At 34.1% G+C, this 25235-nt stretch carries 20 protein-coding genes; 9 read left to right on the plus strand and 11 right to left on the minus strand.

Annotation, left to right across the window (positions count from 1 at the left end):
• Positions 1–23: 23 nt before the first annotated feature.
• The 8 genes from QMG60_RS18120 to QMG60_RS18155 form a co-directional block, all read right to left on the minus strand.
• Positions 24–1469 carry a tagaturonate reductase gene (locus tag QMG60_RS18120; protein ID WP_281865924.1) on the minus strand — a complete coding sequence of 482 codons (1446 nt, stop codon included), beginning with the start codon at positions 1467–1469 and terminating at the stop codon, positions 24–26.
• Between the two features lie 219 nt (positions 1470–1688).
• Positions 1689–2357: a bifunctional 4-hydroxy-2-oxoglutarate aldolase/2-dehydro-3-deoxy-phosphogluconate aldolase gene (locus QMG60_RS18125; RefSeq protein ID WP_057116188.1), complete on the minus strand. Its 669-nt coding sequence runs from the start codon at positions 2355–2357 to the stop codon at positions 1689–1691.
• A gap of 10 nt (positions 2358–2367) precedes the next feature.
• A complete protein-coding gene (locus QMG60_RS18130; protein ID WP_281865925.1) occupies positions 2368–3390 on the minus strand; it encodes a sugar kinase in 1023 nt (340 codons plus the stop codon).
• A 63-nt stretch (positions 3391–3453) separates the two neighbouring features.
• Positions 3454–4857: a glucuronate isomerase gene (uxaC, locus tag QMG60_RS18135; protein ID WP_281865926.1), complete on the minus strand. Its 1404-nt coding sequence runs from the start codon at positions 4855–4857 to the stop codon at positions 3454–3456.
• 24 nt (positions 4858–4881) lie between these two features.
• A complete protein-coding gene (locus QMG60_RS18140; RefSeq protein ID WP_281865927.1) occupies positions 4882–5673 on the minus strand; it encodes a gluconate 5-dehydrogenase in 792 nt (263 codons plus the stop codon).
• 4 nt (positions 5674–5677) lie between these two features.
• Entirely contained in the window at positions 5678–6517 is an 840-nt protein-coding gene (gene kduI / locus QMG60_RS18145; RefSeq protein ID WP_082586765.1) for a 5-dehydro-4-deoxy-D-glucuronate isomerase, read from the minus strand.
• Between the two features lie 98 nt (positions 6518–6615).
• Entirely contained in the window at positions 6616–7932 is a 1317-nt protein-coding gene (locus tag QMG60_RS18150) for an MFS transporter (RefSeq protein ID WP_281865928.1), read from the minus strand.
• Positions 7933–7979: 47 nt separating this feature from the next.
• Positions 7980–9449 (minus strand): MFS transporter, encoded by a 1470-nt coding sequence (locus tag QMG60_RS18155; protein ID WP_281865929.1) that lies wholly within the window; start codon positions 9447–9449, stop codon positions 7980–7982.
• 406 nt (positions 9450–9855) lie between these two features.
• Between QMG60_RS18155 and QMG60_RS18160 the strand changes: the two genes are divergently transcribed.
• Complete coding sequence (locus QMG60_RS18160) at positions 9856–10794, plus strand: alpha/beta hydrolase (protein WP_281865930.1); 939 nt, start codon at positions 9856–9858, stop codon at positions 10792–10794.
• A gap of 83 nt (positions 10795–10877) precedes the next feature.
• Here QMG60_RS18160 and QMG60_RS18165 read toward each other — a convergent pair whose 3' ends face one another.
• From QMG60_RS18165 to QMG60_RS18175, 3 genes are all read right to left on the minus strand, one after another.
• Positions 10878–12320, minus strand: coding sequence for a PepSY-associated TM helix domain-containing protein (locus QMG60_RS18165; protein ID WP_281865931.1), 1443 nt, complete (start codon positions 12318–12320; stop codon positions 10878–10880).
• A gap of 75 nt (positions 12321–12395) precedes the next feature.
• Positions 12396–13631: a DUF4374 domain-containing protein gene (locus QMG60_RS18170; protein WP_281865932.1), complete on the minus strand. Its 1236-nt coding sequence runs from the start codon at positions 13629–13631 to the stop codon at positions 12396–12398.
• A 22-nt stretch (positions 13632–13653) separates the two neighbouring features.
• Positions 13654–16047, minus strand: coding sequence for a TonB-dependent receptor (locus tag QMG60_RS18175; protein WP_281865933.1), 2394 nt, complete (start codon positions 16045–16047; stop codon positions 13654–13656).
• A gap of 107 nt (positions 16048–16154) precedes the next feature.
• Between QMG60_RS18175 and QMG60_RS18180 the strand changes: the two genes are divergently transcribed.
• From QMG60_RS18180 to QMG60_RS18215, 8 genes are all read left to right on the plus strand, one after another.
• Entirely contained in the window at positions 16155–17186 is a 1032-nt protein-coding gene (locus QMG60_RS18180; RefSeq protein WP_281865934.1) for an AraC family transcriptional regulator, read from the plus strand.
• Between the two features lie 777 nt (positions 17187–17963).
• The gene (locus QMG60_RS18185) at positions 17964–18278 is read left to right on the plus strand and encodes a hypothetical protein (protein ID WP_057116199.1); all 315 of its coding nucleotides are present in this window, start codon (positions 17964–17966) and stop codon (positions 18276–18278) included.
• 226 nt (positions 18279–18504) lie between these two features.
• Entirely contained in the window at positions 18505–19194 is a 690-nt protein-coding gene (locus QMG60_RS18190; RefSeq protein ID WP_134141916.1) for a hydrolase, read from the plus strand.
• Between the two features lie 150 nt (positions 19195–19344).
• A complete protein-coding gene (locus tag QMG60_RS18195; RefSeq protein WP_281865935.1) occupies positions 19345–21132 on the plus strand; it encodes an amidohydrolase in 1788 nt (595 codons plus the stop codon).
• A gap of 3 nt (positions 21133–21135) precedes the next feature.
• Positions 21136–22506 (plus strand): alginate export family protein, encoded by a 1371-nt coding sequence (locus tag QMG60_RS18200; RefSeq protein ID WP_281865936.1) that lies wholly within the window; start codon positions 21136–21138, stop codon positions 22504–22506.
• Positions 22507–22527: 21 nt separating this feature from the next.
• Positions 22528–23091, plus strand: a complete 564-nt coding sequence (locus QMG60_RS18205) for a 2'-5' RNA ligase family protein (RefSeq protein ID WP_281865937.1) — start codon at positions 22528–22530, stop codon at positions 23089–23091.
• A gap of 177 nt (positions 23092–23268) precedes the next feature.
• Positions 23269–24192, plus strand: a complete 924-nt coding sequence (locus QMG60_RS18210) for an AraC family transcriptional regulator (RefSeq protein WP_281865938.1) — start codon at positions 23269–23271, stop codon at positions 24190–24192.
• A 311-nt stretch (positions 24193–24503) separates the two neighbouring features.
• Entirely contained in the window at positions 24504–25229 is a 726-nt protein-coding gene (locus tag QMG60_RS18215; RefSeq protein ID WP_281865939.1) for an SDR family NAD(P)-dependent oxidoreductase, read from the plus strand.
• Positions 25230–25235 lie beyond the last annotated feature (6 nt).

Below are 25235 nucleotides of genomic sequence, written 5' to 3' on the forward strand. Positions count from 1 at the left end.
CTTTGTTCTTTTTGTGTGTTTTTTTATTTGATTCTTTCTTGAAACTTAGCGAAGCCAGCTTCAATACCATTTGCATCAATTTCTTCTAATGCAATTGTAATTGCTTTTGTTAATCCAGGGATTTCTGTTAAATCTTCATCCCAGAAATTTTTATTTTGTAATGTTAAACGAGCGATTTTCTCATAATCATCAGATTTCCAAAGTCCGTTAAAGAAAGTTGTAATATCTTCACCATCTTTAACCGGTAAACTTTCACCATTCCACGTTCCTTTGTAGAAACGAATTAAACTCGCTAATGAAAAAGTCAAATTAACAGGCAGTTTTTTGTTAGCCTTATAATATCCTAATAAACTAGGCAAAACTCTTACTTTGAATTTCGATACAGAATTTAATGCAATATCAGCAAGTGCATGTTTGATAAATGGATTTTTAAATCGGTCCATTACTTCCTCAGAATAGGCCGTAATTTCATTTTTGTCCATATCAAGAGTTTCACTAATTTCACTAATAACGCTGTTTACAAATTTTCCAGTAAAGTCTCCGTTAACAGTTTCCATTACTAATTTATTACCATGTAAAAGTGAAAAAGGAACCATTGCCGTGTGCGCACCGTTTAAAATACGAACTTTAATCATTTTAAAAGGACGTATATCATCAACGATTTTTACATTCAAGTCTGTTTTATGAAATGGCAATTTTGCTTTTAAATCATCTCCGCCCTCAATAGCCCAAAGGAAAAAAGGTTCAGCCGCAACAATTAAATTGTCCTCATAATCTAATTTATTATTGTATTCTTCAATTTCAGCTCTTGGATATCCAGGAACAATTCTGTCAACCAAAGTACTGTGATAGGTACAAGCATCTGATACCCAAGTTTTAAATGCATCTTCTAATTTCCATAAATCAACATATTGTAAAATATATTTTTTCAGTGTTTCAGAGTTATAATCAATTAATTCACAAGGAATTATTGTAACTCCTTTAGAAGCATCTCCATTAAAATGTTTAAATCTTTCATATAATAAAACCGTCAATTTTGCAGGAAATGACACTGGCGGCTGCATGTCTGGAGTATCACTTTCAATAAATTCAATTCCAGCTTCTGTAGTATTAGAAACAATAAATTGAAGTTCTTCTTCTTTGGCTAAAGCCAAATAATTTGCAAATTCAGTATAAGGGTTTATAGTTTTTACAATATTGGTAATTAACTCAATATCTTGTATTTTTTCACCTTTTTTAATTCCGTTCATAAATAAGGTATAAAGACCGTCCTGATCATTAATCATATTTACCATACCGTCTTTCAAAGGCTGCACTATTGCAATACCAGCATTAAAATCAACTTCTTTATTTAGTTTGTCAAAAGCATAATCAACAAAGGCTCTTAAAAAGTTACCCTCTCCAAATTGAACTACCTTAATTGGCTGTAACTTTTCTAATCCTGTATTTATTCTATTTAATTTTTTCATTTTAAATTTTCTTTAATGCGTTATAAATAACCATTTACAAACCTTATTTTTTTATTTCTGCCTTTTAAATTGTAAATGAAACATTACACCCGATTAGCAAAATAAAACCTGCTGTGAGGAATGGCGGGTAAAATTTTTCAAGCGTAATGTTCAATTACAATCTCTAAAAATCTAAAAAAAACTTATAAAATAAGGAGTTCGGCATGATTACCCCTTAATCTATTTTCTAATCTCTTTTATAATGTCAAGAACTTGACTGACTTTTGCAGTCAATCCGTCGAAGTCTTTATTTTCTAATATATCTTTTGAAATTAACTGCGAACCTAAACCAACGCAGGTTGCACCTGCATTTAACCATGAACTCAGACTTTCTTTAGTCGGGTAAACACCTCCTGTAGGCATGATGTTTGTCCACGGACACGGTCCTTTTATGGCTTTTATAAATTCTGGTCCGTAAATATCTGCTGGAAATAATTTTACAATTTCACAGCCTAATTCTTCTGCTCTCGCAATTTCTGTTAAAGTACCACAGCCAGGTGACCATAATACTTTTCTACGATTACAAGCGATAGCAATATCTTCTCTAAAAACTGGTGTTACAATAAAATTTGCTCCTAAACTCATGTACAATGAAGCAGAAGCTGCATCTGTAATCGAGCCCACTCCTAAGATCATTCCTGGAAGTTCTGCCAAAGCATATTTGTTTAAAGCGCCAAAAACTTCGTGTGCAAAATCACCTCTGCTGGTAAATTCCATTAATCTAGAACCACCGTCGTAACATGCTTTTAAAACTTTTTTACTCAATTCGATATCAGAATGAAAAAACAACGGAACCATACCGTTTTCTTTCATTTGGGAAGCGACTTCAATTCTTGAATATTTTGCCATTTTTATTTTTTTATCTTGATACTAATGCAGAGCCATCACCATCAATCATATTTTCAACTTCTTTCAATGTAACCAAGTTGTAATCGCCTGCAATGGTATGTTTTAAACAACATGCTGCAACTGCAAAATCTAATGCTCTTTGGTTATTATTTTGATATTCTAGCAAACCATAAATTAATCCGCCCATAAATGAATCACCGCTTCCTACACGGTCTACAACCGGAGTAACTTCTTTAACTGCTGCACTGTGAATTGCTTTTCCGTCAAATAAAATTCCGCCGATTCTTTGGTGAGAAGCACTTACAGAATAACGAAGTGTCGTAGCAGCAATTTGAAGGTTCGGAATAAATTCGAACAATTTTGTATATAAATTTGGAAGCGTTTTCTCGTCTTGATAATTCGGATTCACTTTAGGAATTCCCAACATAAAATACGCAGTATCAATATCTCCTAAAATAACATTACTGTATTTTAACATTTCCGGCATTACCTCGCTTGGCATTTTACCATATTGCCAAAGTTTTGATCTGTAATTTAAGTCGCAGGAAATTTTAATTCCTAATTTATGAGCGATTTTAATTGCTTCTAAACAAGCTTCTGCTGCACTTTCTGAAATCGCTGGTGTAATACCGCTCCAGTGAAACCATTCAGCTCCTTCTAAAACTTTTTCCCAGTCTACCTGCCCTTTTTCAATTGTTGACATTGCACTATGCGCACGATCGTACACCACGTTGCTTCCGCGTGTTCCTGCTCCAGTTTCTAAGAAATAGATTCCTAAACGCTCTCCTCCGTAAACAATGTTTTTAGATTCGACATTCATTTTTCTGATTTCTCTTAATGCAGAAAAACCAATTTCATTTTCTGGCAGTCTGGTAACAAATTCAGCATTAACTCCGTAATTTGCCAAAGAAACGCATACGTTAAATTCGCCGCCGCCATACGTAGCACCAAATGCTGTAGACTGCGAAAAACGCAAATGTCTTTCTGTCGATAAACGCAGCATGATTTCTCCAAATGCAACTACTCTACTCATATTATATTTTTTTTGCCACTCCCGATAGCTATCGGGATTGTGAACTTTGCGGTTAACTTTTAATTAAAATTTGAAATACTCTTTAGCATTGTTGTATGAAATATCAGCAACTAATTTTCCGATCCATTCCATATCATTTGGAAGTTCACCGCGTTTGATTTCATCTCCTAAAAGATTACATAAAATACGTCTGAAATATTCGTGTCTTGGGAACGATAAGAAACTTCTTGAATCTGTAAGCATCCCAACAAAACAGCTGATTAATCCCATATTTGAAAGCGCGTTTAACTGCTTTGTCATTCCGTCTTTTTGATCTAAAAACCACCATCCTGAACCAAATTGTACTTTTCCGCGAACACTTCCGTCATTGAAATTTCCAATCATGGTTGCCATAACTTCGTTATCAGCCGGGTTTAGGTTGTAGATAATTGTTTTGGTCAATTTATCTTTGCTGTCTAATGCATTTAAGAAAGCCGATAATTTTTGTGCCTGAGGATAATCTCCAATAGAATCCCATCCTGTATCAGGACCTAAAATTCTGTGCATACGGGCATTATTGTTACGCAATGCACCTAAGTGAAACTGCTGTACCCATCCAAATTCATGATACGTTTCTGATAAGAAAATCAAAATCGCACTTTGGAATTTTAAAGTTTCTTCTGGCGATAAAATTCTGTTTTCTCTTTTCTTTTTGAAAATCGCATTTACTTCATTTTCAGTAAATTCTTCAAAATCAATTTGATTTAAACCGTGGTCACTTAATTTACATCCGTTTGTATTAAAGAATTCAATTCTTTTTCTTAATGCAGTTTGTAAATCAGCATAAGTATTAATTGCAACTCCGGACACATCCCCTAATGTGTCCAGATATGCATTATAACCATCATTAGCAATTAAGATGGCTTTATCAGGTCTGAAAGCCGTACTCATTTTAATTCCAACTGAATTGTTTGCGAATTTTTGGTGATATTCTAAAGAATCAATTGGATCTTCTGTCGTACAAACTAATTCAGCGTTTACTTTTTTAAGAAGATTCTGTGTGCTGTAAGCTTGAGAATTTATTTTTTCTGAAGTTTCGATATAAATTTTCTCAGCCGATTTTTCATTCAGCAGATCATAAATATCAAAATAACGAGCTAATTCTAAATGTGTCCAGTGGTACAATGGATTACGCATCGTATACGGAACTGTTTTTGCCCAGTTTAAGAACTTATCTTTATCTGAACCATTTCCTGTTACAAACTGCTCATTAATTCCTAACGTACGCATTGCACGCCATTTGTAATGATCGCCGTTGATCCATACATTTGTTATATTATCAAAAATCTTATCTTCTGCAATAAACTGCGGATTAAGATGATTGTGATAATCAATAATTGGCTGATTTTTAGAATAATTATGATATAACTCTTCAGCGTATTTATTTTCTAATAAAAAATTGTCATGTATGAATGTATTTGCGCTCATGTCTTTTAAAATATAATTTGAGAATTATTCTTCGTTTGAAGGTTTTCCAATTGTAGCAAGGATTCCACCGTCAACATATAAAATGTGACCGTTTACAAAATCACTCGCTTTTGATGATAAAAATATTGCTGCTCCGGCTAAATCACTTGGATCTCCCCATTTTGCAGCAGGAGTTCTGCTGATGATAAAATCGTTAAACGGATGTCCGTCAACTCTAATTGGTTTTGTTTGTTCCGTAGCAAAATATCCTGGACCGATTCCGTTGATCTGAACATTGTATTTTGCCCATTCTGTAGCCATGTTTTTAGTCAGCATTTTTAAACCGCCTTTTGCAGCAGCGTAAGCAGAAACTGTACTACGTCCTAATTCACTCATCATAGAGCAAATGTTGATTATTTTTCCTTGTCTTCTTTCGATCATTCCTTTTGCAACATGCTTAGAAACGATAAATGGACTTACAAGATCAATATCAACCACTTCTCTAAAATCTGAAACTTCCATATCTAACAATGGAATTCTTTTGATGATTCCGGCATTATTGATTAGGATATCGATTGGTCCAACTTCGCTTTCAATTTTAGCAACAGCTGCTTTTACTTCTTGCTCTTCTGTTACATTAAATTTATAACCAACAGCATTGATTCCTTCTTTTTGAAGTTCTGCTACGGCGTCATCAATTTTTTGCTGAGACGAATTTCCGTTCACAACAATTGTAGCTCCGGCTTCTCCAAGTCCTTTTGCCATTGCCATTCCCAGTCCGTGCGTACTTCCTGTAATAAGGGCAACTTTTCCTTTTATATCAAATAAGTTTGTCATATTCTTATCTTAAATCTGTGATTTTACAAACATCCATGTCTCCGTAATCTAAGTTCTCGCCTGCCATTCCCCAGATAAAAGTATAATTACTGGTTCCTGAACCTGAGTGAATAGACCAAGGCGGAGAAATTACTGCCTGATGGTTGTTCATCCAAATATGTCTTGTTTCCTGAGGCTGTCCCATAAAGTGACAAACAGCCTGATCTTGTGGAATATCTAAATAAAAATATACTTCCATTCTACGATCGTGTACGTGAGCCGGCATTGTATTCCAAACACTACCCGGTTTTAATTCTGTCATTCCCATTTGCAATTGGCAGGTTGTAACAACACTTCCAATAATCATTTGGTTTACAGTACGGTGGTTAGCTGTTTCCATTGTTCCTAACTGCAGCTTATTCGCTTCCGCTAAACTTACTTTTTTAGTTGGGTAATTGGTATGAGCTGGAGCTGAATTCAGATAGAATTTAGCAGGACTGCCTGCATCATCACTTTTAAAAATTACTTCTTTATTACCGCTTCCGATGTAAAGTGCATCTTTAAAACCTAATTCATAAGTTGTTCCTTCCACTACAACAGAACCGCTTCCTCCTACATTAATAATTCCAAGTTCTCTTCTTTCTAAAAAATAAGGCGCTTTAAGCGGATCGATAGTTTCTAGAACCAAATCTCCTTTTACCGGAACTGCAGAACCTGCAATATATCTGTCGTAATGCGAATAAACCAATACCACTTCATCTTCCTGCATCAGGTCATCAATTAAGAATTCTTCTCTTAATTGCTGTGTATCATATTTTTTTACAGCTTCTGGGCTTGACGCGTATCTTGAACTATATTTTGTCATAATTTCTATTTAATGTAATCGATTGCACAAAATTAATTTTTTATATTGAAAAACCATAATTCAAACCAAAATTTATTTCACTGCCGATCATTTTTTCTTTACAATTCCACCTTTTTCATTCTTGGAACCAGAATATGCATAATCAGCCAAGCCAATAAATACGAAGCTCCGCAGATACAGAACATAATGAAATATCCTGTTTCGATTTTACCCAATTTAGTATAGTACACAAACATGTTTTTCTGTACTACTAAAGTCAATAATATACCGCCAAGCGCTCCAAACATTCCTCCCATTCCTGTAACCGATGCCGTTGCCTTTTTTGGAAACATATCTGAAACAGTCGTAAAGATATTGGCGCTCCAGGCCTGATGTGCTGAAACCGCCAGACCAATAACCAATATGGCAAACCACATATTTATTGTTCCTAAATATTGTGAAAACAAAACGGGAAGAACGGCAAATGCATAAATGAGCATACTTGTTTTACGAGCTTTGTAAGCAGGCCAATTATTGTTTATTAATTTTAACGGAAGCCAGCCTCCGCCAATACTTCCAACACTTCCTATCATGTATACCAGCGCACACGGCCAAATAATTTCTGTTGCTGTAAGCTTGTATTCTTTCATCAAAAAATCTGGAAGCCAGAATAAATAAAACCACCAAACTGGATCTGTCAATAATTTACCAATTGCAAAAGCCCAAGTCTGGCGAAACGACAACAATTTAATCCACGAAACTTTTTCTTTTGATTCTTGTTCTACTTCTTCAATTTTATCAGAAGTAATATATTCCAATTCTGCCTGAGAAAGACGTTTCTGTTTTTGCGGAACTTCATAAAACAAAAACCATAAAATCAGCCAGATAAAACCAACTATTCCTGTTATGATAAAAGCCCACTGCCATCCGTATTTTTCTGCAATATGAGGAACAGTTAAAGGTACGATTATAGCTCCAATGTTACTTCCTGAATTGAAAATCCCTGTTGCTAAAGCTCTCTCTTTCTGCGGAAACCATTCAGCTGTTGCTTTTATCGCTGCCGGAAAGTTCCCTGCCTCTGTTACTCCTAAAAAAACACGGGCAATTAAAAATCCTCCTGTTCCTGTTGCCAGCGCATGTCCAATTGCCGCTAAACTCCATAATCCGGTTGCAATTGCATAACCTAATTTTGTTCCTAACTTATCAATAATTCCACCGGCAACCAGCATTCCCAAGGCATAAGCTATTTTAAAAGCCAATTCGATATTTGAATAATCAATTACTTCCTGCTCTGGTGTCCAATGAAAAGCTTCTGCTAAAAAAGGCCGAAGGTAACTTATTACATTTCTATCCAGATAATTGACAGTTGTAGCAAAAAACACTAAACTGCAAATAGTCCAACGGTATTTTCCTATTGCTGCATTAGCTTGGTTCATGATGTGGTTTTGGTTTAAGTTGGTTAGTTAGTTTTGAGAAATCTTGGTTAGAGATTTGTAATTGGTCTGTATTTCGGAACTAGTGTTTTCATCACAATCCAGCCAGTTAAATAACAAACTGCACAGATTGAGAAGATGATAAAATATCCAGCTTCAATTCCTTTAAATCCCATGAAAACCATATCTGTTTCTTTAGCATGATCAAACAAAACCCCTGATCCTTTGTTAATTAATGTCGAACCAATTCCACCTGCTAAACCTCCAATTCCCGTAATGGTGGCAATTGCTTTTTTAGGAAACATATCTCCAACCGTAGTAAAGATATTTGCCGACCAAGATTGGTGTGCAGCACCAGCGATTCCGATAATGATGACAGGAATCCAGTAACTAATATATCCTAAAGGCTGTGCAATTAGTGCTAACAATGGGAAAAACGCAAAAATCAACATCGCTCTCATTCTTCCTTCGTATGGATTCATTCCTTTTTTCTCTACGAAATAAGTTGGAAGCCATCCACCGATAATTGACAATAAAGTAATCATATATAAAACAAACAATGGTAATGCGGCTTGAGTAGAATCCATTCCGTAAACAGAACTTAAATATGCCGGTGTCCAGAATAAAAAGAACCACCAAACACCATCTGTCATGAATTTCCCGAATGCGAATGCCCAAGTTTGCTTGTATTTGAAACACTCTAGTAGAGAAACTTTTGTAGTTGTTTCGGGAACATAACCCACTAATTTACTATCAGCGATGTCATCTTGCTGAATATAAGCTAACTCATCTGCTGTTACTTTTGAATGTCTTTCTGGTTTATCGTACATAAACATCCAGAATCCCATCCAGACAAATCCTAAAGCTCCAATGATAATAAATGACATTTCCCAGCCAAATGATTTTGCAATAAAAGGGATAGTAATTGGCGCAGCTAAAGCTCCTACTGTTGCACCAGCATTGAAAATACTAGTTGCAAAAGCTCTGTCTTTTTTAGGAAAATATTCTGCTGTAGTTTTAATTGCTGCCGGAAAATTTCCCGCCTCTCCTACTGCCAAAACAAAACGGGCAAATATGAATAATGTAACACTTACATTAATTACCAATCCGGTATTATTCACCATATGGATTGTTTCTTTAGCGCCTTCAAAACCTACAAACCAGTTTCCAGTTATAAGTCCTGAAGTGGCAATTCCACAAAAAGCATGCAGACAGGCTCCAACTGACCATATTCCTATAGCCCAAAGAAATCCTTTTTTAGTATCTAACCAATCTACAAACCTTCCCGCAAACAATAAGGCAATCGCATAAAAAATAGAAAACCATGCAGTTATACTTCCGTAATCACTATTTGTCCAGTGAAATTCGGGTGCAATAAAATCACTCCAAGTCAGCGAAAGTACTTGTCTGTCCAAATAATTAATTGTAGTTGCAAAAAACAACAATGCACAAATACTCCAACGGTATTTTCCTGTAGATTTGACATTCTCATTCACGGCAACAGTTTCGGTTTGATTCATAGTAAGTGGGTATTATAGTTTTGTAATTTTTGGTAATCTCAGCCTATAGCATTTACTTCTATTTAAAAATGTTAAAATCAATATTTTAACAATCAATGAAATAAATAATGTAATCGATTGCACAAATATAGTTTTTAATCTCTACAATCCAAATAAATTGTATAAAAAATTATTTTAACTATTTAAATAAACATATTACATAAAAAAAAGAATACAAAATTACACATTAAACAATATATTTGTTAAAAACCAAGAGGTGAAATTCATCCTTTTTATGGGGTAAAATTGTCCTGAAATTTATGTTTCTAGAATCAATTTTATTCTAATTTTACTTTTAGAATAAACGGTTACTTTTTTTACAACAAAAGTTAATAAATATTTAAAAATCAAATAATTACTAAACAAATTGAAAAATAAAAAAATACAACTATTACGAGGAATTGCTTTGGGTTTTCTATTGCTTTCTGGAATATTTTCCAGCAGTGCACAGAATCAAGTAATTCCGTTATGGAATAAAATTCCAGACGAGATAAAAGCAGCAGATTATAAGGAAAAAGAAAGTATTACTGACGGAAAACTGCAAAGTACAACTCAGGTTACCATTCCAACCTTAAGCATTTTTCTTCCTAAAGATGCAAAACCCAATCAAACTGCGGTAATCATTTGTCCCGGCGGAGGTTATATGCATTTAGCTTTTGATAAAGAAGGAACAAAAGTAGCCGAATGGTTCAACAGCTTAGGAATTGCGGCTTTTGTATTAAAATATCGTCTCCCAAACGATTTGATTATGAAGAATAAAAATGTTGGTCCGTTACAAGATGCCCAAGAGGCAGTTCGTTATGTAAGACAAAATGCAGCAAAATTAAATATTGATCCGAATAAGATCGGAATTTTAGGTTTTTCTGCGGGTGGTCATTTGGCTTCAACTCTATCTACTCATTATGATGATAAAGTTTACGAATCTACATATAAAGTTAGTGCACGCCCCGATTTTTCTATTTTAATGTATCCTGTAATTTCAATGGAAAATCAAATTACGCATAAAGGTTCGCAGACTAATTTACTTGGCAGTAATCCGTCACAAGATTTAATTGATTCCTATTCAAACGAAAAGAAAGTTACGTCTAAAACACCTCCAGCTTTCTTAATTCACGCTACAGATGACACAGTTGTTATTCCAGAAAACAGTATTAATTACTACTTAGCACTCAAAAAAAATGGTGTTAAAGCAGAGTTACATTTATACGAAAAAGGCGGTCACGGTTTTGGATTAGGAGTTAATGACACCAGCAAATTCTGGACCAGAGATTGTGTAGAATGGCTTAAAGCTAATGGTTATAACTAAAAAATAAAAAAAGGCAAAACTTACGAAGTTTTGCCTTTTGATCAAAAAAAAAAACAAAAAGGAATTAAAAAACATTTTATATTTTAAGCAGAAACTTCTTGTGCTGCGTTGCTTTTCAATTTCGGGGCAGTAATAATTTTACTGGCCACTTTGGGTTTTGCTGCAGGCGCTTTCTTTTTGCCAAATTTTTGTTTCCCCCACCAAATAATAAATCCGGTAATGGGTAAACTGGCTGAAATTAAACTAGCGAGAAACGCAATAATTTTACCTGTCAAACCAAGAACGCTTCCTACATGAATATCGTAATTCATACGTCGAATCTTGTCTGGAATATTGGCTTCGATATACTTTCCTGAAAAAGGAGTTTTAATCGAAATTTCCTTCAAAGTCTGCTGATCAAAACTATATCGGTCCATGTTGTAAAAAGTATGTCTTTGCTTGTAAACAAAAGCACCAATAGGATCTGCAGGTTTCGAAGGAATACTAATCATGATTCCAGCAGCCTGAGGGTTTCCTTTTTTAATATTCAATAATACTTTATCAGCAGTTGTAATATTAAATGCCTTGACAATTGTGGTATCAGATTTTGGAGATTCTCGATTTTCAACTAGCGGAGTTCCTCCTGATGTTACCCAATATAGTGACTTACTCCACCACCCAAAACTCCAAACCAAACCAGTTACGGCAATGAAAAACAGGAAAATACAGCTGTAAAATCCGAATACATTGTGTAAATCGTAATTGACACGCTTAAAACTCGCGTCCCATTTTATTTTAAAACTTTTATCGATAATTGATTTTATCCATTTTGTTGGCCACCACAAAACAATTCCGGAAATTAAAAGAAAAACAAAAATCAGGACAGCAACCCCTACAATCGGGCGTCCTATGTCATACGGAAGCCATAAGGCACGATGACCGTTTAAAATCCATCTGAAAAAATCTGGCGATTCTCCTCTAGAAAAGGTTTTAACATTCAGGATTTCCCCAGTATAAGGATTCATATAAACACTTATAAAAGTCCCGCTTCTTCTTCCGCCTTTTCCTTTTTTACCTTTTTCTTTTCCTTTTTCATTCGGCTGCGCTTTTAAGTCCGACTTTGCTTTTACACTTTCATTTTTAGCAAAGTTTTTTCTCTTATCGTCTCGTTTGCGTTCCGCTCTTTCTCCCCTGCCTTTTCTGCCTTCTTCTTTTTTCTCCACAAAATAACCAACAATCGCTGCTTCGTCTTTTCCGCCAAAAGTTACGCTGGTCGCATGTTTATCTTTCATTTTCTTATCTGCAATCGTAACCAATTGAGATGGCAGTAAAAATGCTTTTTCCTGTGGTTTTACAAAACGCCAGTCTTCAATAAAATCTTTAATTTCATTTTCGAAAACATATATACAGCCTGTAAGACTGACAATCACTACAATAATTCCAGATGCCAGACCAAGCCACAAATGGAGCCAGGCCATAACACGCTTAAAAAGCGATTTTTTACTTTTTTTCTTAGTATTGGGTTTTGGTTTTGAAGAAGAAAACATAATTGGATAGATAAATAGGATAAATAAAAAAAACGCAAGTCCTCATAAAAAAGAAGGACTTACGGTAAAAAAAAATTAGTATTTTAATTTCTGAATTGCAGTAATTTGTCCGCCTTCAACTTTCATTCCTTTTGTAGCAACAGCTGTTGAGCCGTTGATAGAATAAATCCAGTTTCCATCCGGAGTGTTGATACCAACAATTGCAGAACTTCCGTCTTCAGAAGTAATATTATAACGGCTTGTAACAGAAGTTAATGTTGCAGGAGCATTTGTAACCCATGTAAATGTCTGGTTGTACACATCGGCAATAGCCATTTTAACTGCACCATTGTTTTTTCCAACATTTCCGTACATTAACAATAAGAATTTCCCTTTTGAAATGTAAGAAGTCGAAGAAATTTTATATCCTCCAGATTTTTCCTGAACGTTGAAGAAATAAGACTTATCAAATTCTGTAGTTCCTTTTTTAATTTTTACAACCGCAGATGGTTTTGTAGAAGTCACAACAGCATTGCTTGTCGCAATAGCTCCAGAGAAACCGTAAGCATCTCCATTTTCATCTTGAAATAATCCGTTTGTGAAATAAGCTCCTAAGTAACTTGTACGGTTATCTTTGATTACTTTTTCTAATTTAAGTTCTGGATAGTTGTAAACTGCTACCCAAGTACTATCTGGATTTACAGTTCCGAAATTATCTACTCCATCACCTTTAATACTCATATATGGCATATAAACTTTGTCTCCAACCTGAGTTGCCCAAGTAAAGAAAGCTCTTTCTCCATTTCCTGCCAATTTCTTAGTATCTTGCTGTGCTTCACCAATAATAAGTGATTTTTCAGCATCAATCTTGTACATAGAAGCAATTGAAGCACCACTTCTTGGAACCTTAATTGTTAGGATATCTTTGTTTACAGCAGCAAATACGTGTACAGTTTCTGCCTGGAAATCAGATTTCTTCACTAATTTTCCTTCAGCATTTAAATTGTAAGTTGTTACAGCTCCAGGATTTCCTTGTCCGTAAAGTAAACTGAAAAAGTTATTTTGTGCTGTAATATAGTAACGGTACGTTCCGTCTTGTTCCAATCCGTTTCCAGTAGTTGTGATAGTTCCTGTAGTAACATCGTCTGCAGTTAATAAATAATCTGCAATTCCTGCTGCTCCTGTTGTTGCAGTAATAATATATTTAGTTTTTCCAGTATCTGTACCACCACCTGTTGTGTCGCCTGGTTTATCTGAATCACTGCTGCAAGAAGAAAAAGCTGTAAAAGCTAATACAGCTGATAATAACGCTAATTTGGTACTTTTTTTCATTGTAATATGTGTTTGTATTAAATTAATTATTTGATTTACTGAAGTAATATCTAAGTTTGATGTAAAAAGCTCTGCTTGGTTTTTGCAAGGAGAAGTTGTCGTAGAGTTTATTATCTAAGAAGTTTTTACATTCAAAAGCAATATTATATTTTCCGTTAGCAAGCGTATAAACTGCATTCAAATCATGGCTGAACTGCTGCGGAATTTCTAATTTACTATCCTTGCTTCCCATACTTGGCCAAGACAAATAGTAAGTATGGACATATAGTAAATTGTAGCCAACGGATAAATTGTTTCCTTTTTTCCATAGATTATTGAAGAATACAGTTGCATCGGCATTTCCGAAAAGGAATGGCATATTTGGAATTCTGTCTTTGTAAAATGGAGAAACATAATTTTGATTTGGCTCATATTCAGTCATATTTCTAATATTCTGATACGTGGCATTAAATCCAGCCGTAAACCTGTTGCTGTACGAATATCTAACCTCACCATCAATACCATAATTGGTTACTTTCCCTTGGTTTACATTCGTAGTCATGGTTTGATTATTATTCAAGGTAGGACGAATAAAATCTGTCGCATTTCTATGTAAAAGATTCACATCAAATGACAGCGCATTTTTTACATTAAAACTCGTTTGATAACTTGCACCAATATTAAAGTTGTTACTAGTTTCTGGTTTTAAAGCCAGATTTCCTTCTAAATTATCATTTACATTTCCGAAGATTTCTTCAGGAGTTGGAAGTCTGTAACTCTTCTCAAAAGAAGCTTTTACCTGAAGATTACGCTTTATGTAATAACTCGTTGCGGCACCATATCCTGTTGTAGAAGTATTATCAACATATTTTTGATAAGCAATATCGCCCGCATTTCCAGAAGGATTGTAACTTCTTGAATAAGTAGTTTTTAATGAATAATCTTTTAAGAATAAAGAAGTACTCCACTTTTCATTATAATCCAGTTTATACCCTAAACCTAAAACATTTTTTTGTGTCTTTTTAGGCTGTTTGTACACCAAAGATTCAGGAACTAGTTCATCACTCTCTTTACGGTCAAAAGTATTAAAAGTGTTATTGATCATAAATGAGTGTCTTTCATTCAGCGTATAAGTTGCATTTGCAGTCGCTACACCATTATTGTTATAAAATTTACGAAGTGTACGGCTTCTTTCTCCGCCAGTACCTTCATACTGTTTATAGTCTCCAAACCAATTGTATCTTCTAAAAACTGTATCTACATTTTGTTCGAATCCAAAATTGTAATTACCCGTCACATTAACATTAAGACCTTTGGTAAATAAATCTTTAACCTGATATTTCAAAGTCGGCATAACAATACTTCCTCTTCTGTAGATTTCTCCAAAAACGCTAACCATTCTTGCACCAGTCTGAATATCAGCTTTATTTTCTCCTCCAGTAAAACCAATCATTAATTTATCGGCATATTTTTTTCCTGTTACACCAATATTTACAATTACGGTTTCATTGCGGTATTTATCATGAAAACGTCTTACGCGCTGATTGGGGAAATAAGCTCCCGTATTTAAATCGGCAACGTCTACGTTGACCCAATAATTATTGTCTGAATAGTTTTGAAAAGCATTGATTTCTGTTGTGAATCCGCTTTTTGCGGTATAGCCTGCATTGATACTAGAACGATGCGTATTAAAAGATCCGAAAGAATAAGATGCATCTACAAAAGTTCTTGGCTTGCTGTTAGTCACAATATTAATTGCACCTCCAAGAGCATCTCCGCCCAGCCAAATTGGTACAACTCCTTTGTAAACTTCGACACGATCGGCAAGATTGATTGGAATATTATTCATTTGAAATGAAGAACCAAAATTATCCATTGGTACTCCGTCAATAAAAACTTTGATCTGATTACCCGAAAATCCGTTTATAGAAAGTTCAGATCTCGAACCAACTCCTCCTGCTTCGCGATTACGAACTCCAGAAACACGATCTAAGGCATGAGACAGATCCAATGTTGAATTGTGTAATTTTTTAGCATCAATTGCTGTTACGCTGTAAGCTTTTTTATTTACTTTTTCGGTTGGTGTTCTTCCAAGTACGGTTACGCTTTCTAACTCTTGTAATTCACTTTCTAACTGAACTGGAATATTTATGCTGACATCTGAAACTTCTATGTTTTTTTTAAAGCTTGAAAAACCGATTGCAGAAATTTTTAATGTGTGTTTTCCCGACTTAACATTATTAAAAATGAACTTCCCGTTTTCATCTGAAATCATACTTAAACCCGTTTTTTCTATAACTATTGTGGCAAATGGAATTGTTTGCCCAGATTTTTCAACAACTTGTCCAGATACGGTAACAGCTTGATTTTGCTGGGAAAATGATAAGAACGAAAAGAAGAAAAATGAAATAAAAAATAAAAATTTTTGAGTTGACATATATTTAATTAGACTAATTATAAATAACTTTGTCACAAAAGTACCATCAACAACCTGAAAAAAGATAGGGAAAAACGGATTATTATTTTGTAAAAACGGATTAAATTTTGAAAATCAAAGCCACACTTTTAACACCAGAAACGCCAATAATTAAAATTCAAATTGGAGATAAATATTGTCCAAAAAGCATTTTAACAGAGGAGAATATCAATATAGAAAACAACGATTCGGAGAAAATTAGCAGCCGGCATTTAATTACAGAAGGCTTAGTTATACTCGATACCCAAATGTATTATTCGAGCTCAAAAACAGTCATTTTTGAAATAGATGAAGAATCTGTTGTTATGAATTTTATTTACAGCAGCAATGTAGAAACTCAAATAGACCAGTTAGAAGGCGAGAAATTTTCTAAAGAAAATACACATAATATTTTTTATACCAGTAATTTTAAAGCTTCATTTACAATTCCACCTTTTAAACAAATAAATTACTTGTCCATTATTTTATCAAAGGAGTTTTATTACAATATCATTAATGAAGATTGGCAGCTTCACGAAAAATTTTCAAAAAACATTCTTGGCAAAAAATCCAGTTATTTAACCTCAAAATACCTTTCTTTTTCGCCGGCTATTCAATGGGTTACACACGAGATAAAAAATTGTGCGCGTCAAGGTGCACTCAAGAGAATTTATATCGAAAGTAAAATTAAGGAACTTCTAATTCATCAGCTCGAAGCAATAATTACCAAACCTCCATTAAAAGAAAAAATTGACGAAGAAGAATACAACAAACTTTTAGAAGCAAAAAAAATACTAGACAACGATTATCGAAACACACCTACCCTGCCAGAACTTTCACGACTTATTTCGTTAAACGAATTCAAATTAAAAAAAGGTTTTAAAGCTTGTTTTGGTACAACCGTTAAAAGCTATATTATCAAACTTAGAATGGAACACGCCAAAGAGTTATTTCAAAGCAAAACAGCAACCGTAAGCGAAGCTGCTTACAAATGCGGCTATAAAGATGTCTCTCATTTTTCGGCTGCATTTAAAAGCTATTACGGCTTTTCTCCACAAAAATTTAAAATCAATACCGACATTATTCAATTTTGGTTAATTGGTTTTTCATTTTTGTGGTAAAAAAAGGGTCTTAAAATTATGTCCGTCGACTTAATCTTAAAACCCTTAAAAATTCGACATTAATGTATATTGCAAACTTATATACAAAACCCACGATCAAATGAATCTGTCAATTAAATTCTAAAAACGTTTCTCCAAAAACAGTTTTTTATAAAAATTCTAAATGACATCTAAAAAGGTAAAGAGTGCCACTGTTTCAAATTTCTATATGTCAAAGTTATAATTCACAAAAGCAATTACCTTACGGTTTTCCTCATATTGAGAAAAAGCTAGGCGCTTCTTATCAAGAAAACAAACTAACAAACTGTTTATCAATAAAATAAATTTTAAAGTTTAACATTTTTTTTACACAACTCAAACTCATCTTCTTTTTTAAAATTGTGAAATCATACTTTAAAACACTTTCTTGTCCTAGATTAAGAGCTGTTTTTTTCTTCTTAAATTATCTTTGTAATGTAAATTATAAGTTCAATCAAAAACTGAAATCAAAAAGAGAAAAGGTATGAAAGCCTTAATTTTTTTCTTGTTCTAGATTAAGTTGAAGCATGATAAGAACCAATAAATTTGCAAAGTAAATTAAAAGTTCTGTCAAAAACTGAAATCGAAAACAAAGAAAAAATATTTGAAACATAAAATCTTTTCTTGTTCTAGATTAAGTCGAAACAAAAATGAAAGAAATAAATTTGTAAAGTAAATTAGAAGTTCTGCCCAAACTAATTTTTTAAGTAAAAAAACCTTAAAACCTTAGCCACTCAGAATCTCAGAAACTTAAAAAAAATGAAAACACTTGAATTCTTATTACTCGGAAAAAACGAAGCAATTCTGGCCATTTTACTTCGCCTTGTAAATGCTTATGAAGATTGGAACGCTGTTTCTTTCAACAATGAGAAAGAGGCTCAAGAATATTTTCAGAATCACAAAATCGATGTTGTTCTATTGAGTTCCGGAATCGAAGATCATATCGAAAAAGAATTTACTTCATTTTGTTTAAAACATCAGCCAGATGTAGAAGTAATTGAACATTTTGGTGGAGGAAGCGGTTTACTAAAATCTGAAATTCTCCACAGATTACATCTAAAAGGAAAAATTTAGGTAACAGAATCTTCCTTTTTAAAATTCATTAAAGCTTTATAACAATTCATTCACGAAATATCCAATTTGATTGACGATATATCGTTAGGATCACTATTGCCTTTTCTGAAACACCTTTTAAAATCAATACATTACAAACAAGGCATTTAATTTGAATGCAATACACTGAAAATCAAATACTAAATAATTTTTAAAAACCATTTATTCACAACAAAATCAAATTATCATGAAAAAATTAATCCTTACCGCAGTTTTATTATTAGTTACATTTATCGGATTCGCTCAAAAGCCAAGTCCAGCATTATTAGATCCAACAAACCATACATTGGTACTGGTAGATTATGAAAGCCAAATGGCATTTGCAGTAAGCAACATTCCAATCGATCAACTTAGAAACAATACAGCCCTTGTTGCTGGAGCATCAAAAATATTCAAAGTGCCAACTATCGTAACAACAGTTGCAGAAAAATCATTCAGCGGACCTGTTTTTAGAGAAATCGAAGAATTCTACCCGCAAAAAACTTCAAACTATATTGATCGTACCACAATGAACACTTGGGAGGATGCTCCTGCACGTAAAGCAATTATTGCAACAGGTAAAAAGAAAATTGTTTTTGGCGGATTATGGACAAGCGTTTGTATCGTTGGGCCAGCATTATCAGCAATCAACGAAGGCTATGATGTTTATGTAATTACAGATGCAAGCGGAGACGTTTCTAAAGAAGCGCACGAAATGGCCGTAACACGTATGGTTCAAGCTGGCGCTCACCCAATAACTTCATTACAGTATTTATTAGAATTGCAACGCGACTGGGGTCGTCAGGAAACTTATGTACCTGTGACAGATTTAGTTAAAAAATACGGTGGTGCTTATGGTGTAGGCGTACAATATGCTCACGAAATGTTGAAACACTAATTTTATTTTAAATTAAAAATTGAGAATTAAAAATTAAAAGATATTTAAAATCTATAGTTTATTTTTCCAGGAAGATGAGCTGAAATTTAATTTTTAATTCTCAATTTTTAATTAAAACCCACTCTCCAAAACCACTTAAATACCACAACCATGAAACTCATTTCTAAAATAACAGCCCTTCTTTTAATCATTTCTCTTCCCATTTTCGGGCAAAACAAAAAAGCCACACTAATTGTTCACCATGCAGTAATTCACACTCTGGACAATAAAAACACAATCGTTGAAGCGATGGCTGTTGCTGATGGAAAAATTCTTAAAACGGGAAAAAACAGTGAAATATTAAAGTTAAAAGATAAAGCAACAACAATAATCGATGCCAAAGGAAAAGTAATTATTCCTGGAATATTTGATTCTCACATGCACATTATCCGTGGCGGAAGATTCTACAATACTGAATTACGCTGGGATGGAGTGCGATCTTTAAAAAGAGCGTTAGCCATGCTGAAAGAACAAGCACAAAGAACTCCAAAAGGACAATGGGTGCGAGTTGTAGGCGGTTGGAATGCTTACCAGTTCGAAGAAAAAAGACTGCCAACTTTGGCCGAAATTAACGAAGCAAGCGGCGATGTTCCGACATTTGTACTGCATTTATATGGACACGCTTATTTAAACAAAGCAGGTTTAGAAGCATTAAAAATTGATTCTAATACGCCAAATCCAAATGCGGGATTAATTGAAAAAGATGCTAACGGAAATCCAACCGGATTATTAATTGCTGAGCCGAATGCTTTTATCCTCTACTCTACTCTTGCCAAAATTCCAGAATTAACTCAGGATGAAAAATTTAATTCGACTAAGCAATTTATGACCGAAATGAATCGTCTTGGCGTAACCGCTATTATGGATGCAGGAGGCGGATTTCAAAATTTTCCAGACGATTACGGCGTAACAAACGGTTTATGCAAAGACAGTGATTTGACCATCAGAATGCCTTATTATTTGTTTGCACAAAAAGCAGGAAGCGAATTAAACGATTACACCAAATGGATTAATACTGTTGAAATTGGTGAAGGCTGTGATGACGATCATCATTCGGACAAAGTAGAATATCACGTTCAGGGCGCGGGAGAAAACTTGGTTATGAGCGCAGGAGATTTTGAAAACTTCGACAAACCAAGACCTGAATTAAGCCCAGCGATGGAAGGACAATTGAAAGAAGTTTTATCATTATTAGTAAAAAACAAATGGCCATTTAGAATACATGCGACCTACAACGAAAGCATTACAAGATTTTTAAATGTCATCGAAGACATTAACAAGGAAACTCCTTTAAATGGCCTTTTATGGTTCTTTGATCATGGAGAAACGGTTTCTGTAGAAAATTTAAAACGAATAAAAGCCTTAAATGGCGGATTAGCAATTCAGCACAGAATGGCGTATCAAGGAGAAAGCTTCATTAAAAGATATGGCAAAACCGCTGCTGCAAATACAGTTCCGCTTAAGAAAATTTTAGAATTGGGAATAAAAGTCGGAATGGGAACTGACGGAACCCGCGTAGCAAGTTATAATCCGTGGGTAGGTTTATATTGGCTGACAACTGGAAAAACATTGGGCGGTTTAAAATATATGAATGACGAAAATATCGTAGACAGAACAACCGCTTTAAAATTATTTACTTACGGAAGTGCCGAATTAATCAATATCGAAAAAGACCGAGGCATGCTGACTGCAGATAAACTAGCCGATTTTGCGATTCTTTCCGACGATTATTTTTCAACTTCTGAAGAAAAAATACTTAACATCGAATCCAAACTAACAGTCGTAAACGGAAAAGTAGTATATGCCGATAATGACTTTAGAACCTTTGCCAAACAAACCCCAAAAGCAATTCCAGACTGGAGTCCGGTAAATTACTTTGGAGGTTACCAAAAAAATTAAATGATGAAAAATACATTCTTACTATTGTTGCTTTTGGGAATCTTTTTTTCTGCAAATGCACAACAAAAACCAGTTTTTCAAAAGCTGCGATATGAGGATGATTTCCAATATCTAAAACCCGATTCGACGAAAAACTGGTACGAGAAAATCAAATATATTCCATTAGGTAAAAACGATAAATACTACGCCTCAATTGGCGGTGAAATCAGAGAACAATATTTTTATACCGTTAATGACAAATGGGGCGACGAAACAACTGGCGGAGACGGCTACTTACTTTCACGTTATTTATTAAATACCGATATCCATTTTGGCAGATTCAGGACTTTTGTTGAATTCCAAAGCAGTCTTGCCAACAGCAAAATAGATCCAAGTCCGGTGGATGAAAACGAACTGGATTTTCATCAGGTTTTTTTAGATATTGATTTCATTCAGAATAAAAATCAGCAGTTAACTCTTAGAGTTGGTCGACAAGAAATGGCTTACGGCTCACAACGTTTAGTAAGCGTTCGCGAAAGACCAAATAACCGAATTGCCTTTGACGGAGTGAAACTATTTTATAAAAATAACAACTGGCAGACAGATGCTTTTTACTCTCATCCTGTTGCTAATAAAGCTGGTGTTTTTAATGATGATTTCAATGACAATGCTAAACTTTGGGGAAGTTATACGGTGATTCATAAAGTTCCTTTTATCCAAAATATCGATTTGTATTATTTAGGATTATGGAAAAGCCGCGCCGTTTTTGATAATGCAGTTGGTGAAGAAACAAGACATTCGATAGGAACCAGAATTTGGAAAACAAAAGGAAACTGGAAATACGATTTTGAAGGATTGTATCAATTTGGAAAAATAAACGCTCAAAATATTGCAGCATGGACACTTTCATCAAACACATCTTATACTTTTGAAAATGTAAAATTCAGTCCTGAAATTGGTTTAAAAACCGAGTTTATTTCTGGAGATAAAAATAATAGCGACAATACATTACAAACGTTCAATCCCTTATATCCAAAAGGCGCTTATTTTGGCTTGGTTGGGTTAATAGGTCCAGCGAATTTAATTGACATTCACCCATCGATTGCTTTCGATTTAACCAAAAAGTTAGGCTTTGGGATAGATTATGATATTTTCTGGAGAAGTTCAATTCATGACGGTTTATATGCTCCAAACATGCAATTGTTATACTCTGGAGACAACACAACCGAGCGTTTTATAGGAACACAATTGATCGCTAATTTTGATTATAACGTAAATTCCTTTTTAACGCTTTCCGTTGAAGGCGCTTGGTTTAATGCCGGAGCTTTCCTAAAAGAAGCCGGTTCAGGAAAAGATTATTTTTATTCAGCTTTGACTGCTCAGTTTAAATTTTAAATTTGCAGAAAAGCTGATGCAATGGAAAAGAAATATTCAGTTGTTTTTCATCCCTCACAAGATGGAATTGAGATAATCAAAAAACTAAAATTAGAATTATTCAATAAAATTGGATGGTATGGCAGCTGCAATTCTGTAGCACATATTACAATTGGTGGATTTAAAGCGAGTGAAAATCAGCTTGAAAAATTCATACAAAAGCTTTCTAAAATCGCTGACACTTTAATTCCAATACAAATTTATTTAGATCATTTTGATGCGTATGAGGAAAGTCGGGCTTTCTTTATATCTCCTAATGAAGATTCTAAAGTAAATTTAAAACCTATGATGAAAAAAATTCAGGAAACACTTCTGATTTCCATTAAAGACAGAAGCGACGATCCTCATATTTCAATAGGACGAAATCTAACGCCTGAAAACATCAAAATTGCCCGTGATTTATTCACTACAATTAACATGGAATTTTTATGTGATGCTATTATACTAAGAGAATTTGATCCGATTAAAAAACAATATTTTATCTTAGAAATATTTCCTTTTGGCAGTAATCCTCAGCCAGAATTAATTCAGGGAAGTTTATTTTAACCGCAAGGTTCGCAAAAATTTACGCAAAGAACGCAAGTTTTCTTTTTGAACTTTACGAGAAAACCTTGCGTTCTTTGCGGTTAAATAAACACAAGCAAAGCAACATGAAACTAAAAAAACCTGAAACCTAAAACTAAAAAAAATGTTTCGTATATTTGAATTTTACAATTCTAAAATATGAAATCCCTAGATTCATTTTATAAAGATATTACCGAAGGTTCAACTGTAGAACCTAACTCCTTATTGCCAAATGACATTCAAAAAGAAATTGGTCATTTTAATGTATTTGATATCAAAGAGCTTTTGGAACGCATGAAAGGAAAGCCTGGAATGCCTTATGACAGAAGGGCTTACTACAAAATAAGTTTGATTCGCGGGAAAAACAGAGCCGAATATGCCGATAAAATAATCGATATAGAAAAACAGGGATTGTTATTTGCAACGCCAAAAATTCCGTACAACTATTTACCGCAGGACACCAATCAATCTGGACAGTTTTGTGTTTTCACCAGCGAATTTTTATCTAAAAACAAAAGCGGAATCGATTTGGACGAACTTCCGATTTTCGCTTCAGATGGTTATCCTATATTTCAATTATCTGATGAAGAAGTTGAAGAAGTTGCTTTGATTTTCAACAAAATACAAAAAGAAATCAATTCTGATTATATCTATAAATACGATTTAATTCGAAATTATGTTGCGGAATTAATTCACTTCGGACAAAAATTACAGCCTATTACAGCGCTGTATTCTAAACATAATTCTGCTGCGAGAGTATCTTCTTTATTTGCGGAATTACTTGAAAGACAATTCCCAATTGAATCTCCAAATCAAAGATTAGAATTGCGAACTGCCAAAGATTTTGCATCTAGACTATCAGTTCATGTCAATCATTTAAATAAGGTTTTAAAGGAAAACACTGGAAAAACCACAACAGAATTAATCAGCAGCCGATTAACAAACGAAGCCAAGATTCTATTAAAACAAACCGATTGGAATATTTCTGAAATTGCCTATTCACTTGGTTTTGAAGAATTAGCGCATTTTTCTAATTTCTTTAAGAAACAAACGTCGTTGACGCCTTTGGCTTTTAGAGCTTGATTTTAGATTTTAGATTATACAAATAGACGCAATACTTGTCATTGTGAGGAACGAAGCAATCGCACTAGTATGAGTACCTGTAGCAAGTGAGATGGCTTCGTTCCTCGCAATGACTATGCTTTGAGCATATTCTGTGCGTGTCCTTCGACTTCGCTCAGGAATACATAAAATAAGAATTGGATTTTTGGAATTTAAAAAAAAATAAATTTCAGTTATCTGATTTGAATTTCGCAAACATCGGTTTGATATTTACAATTTCCCAAATCTACTTTGCTCCTACCTTTGTCTTATCAATTTAAAAGATCGAAAAGATGAATTTATCAAACAACAAAATTTTAATTACAGGAGGTGCAAGCGGGATCGGACTTGGACTTACTGAACGATTTATTCAAGAAAACAATACCGTTATAATCTGCGGCAGAAGAGAATCTGTTTTAAACGAAGTAAAAGCAAAATTTCCATCGGTTATAACAAAAGTCTGCGATTTGTCTTTAGAAGAAGAAAGAATCGAACTTTACAAATGGATTTCTGAAAATCATTCGGACTTAAACGTGTTAATCAATAATGCTGGAATTCAAAAATGGGTTTCTGTTACAGATGCTGGTTTTTACGAAAGTATGAAAGCTGAAATCTCGACAAATATTGAAGCTCCTTTACATTTAACTTCATTATTTATTGAGTTGAAATCTTTACAAACTGTAATGAATGTAACTTCTGGATTGGCATTTTCTCCTTTTGCAAAAGTTCCGGTTTATTCGGCTACAAAAGCGTTTTTCCGTTCGTTTACGATTTCACTTCGTCATTTATTAAAGGCTAAAAACATCGAAGTAATCGAAATTATTCCGCCTGCACTTAATACAGATTTGGGTGGAGTTGGTTTACACGATGCACATCCAAGCGTGAGCGATTTTATTGTTTCTATTTTTGAACAATTAAAAGAAGGCAGAACAGAACTTACTTTTGGAACCAGCGAAACTAGATTAAACGCAAGTGTGCCACAATTGAAGGCATCATTTGAGGCTTTGCATTCTAATTAAGTAAAA

It is taken from the genome of Flavobacterium sp. GSB-24, from assembly GCF_027924665.1.
Classification (GTDB): domain Bacteria; phylum Bacteroidota; class Bacteroidia; order Flavobacteriales; family Flavobacteriaceae; genus Flavobacterium.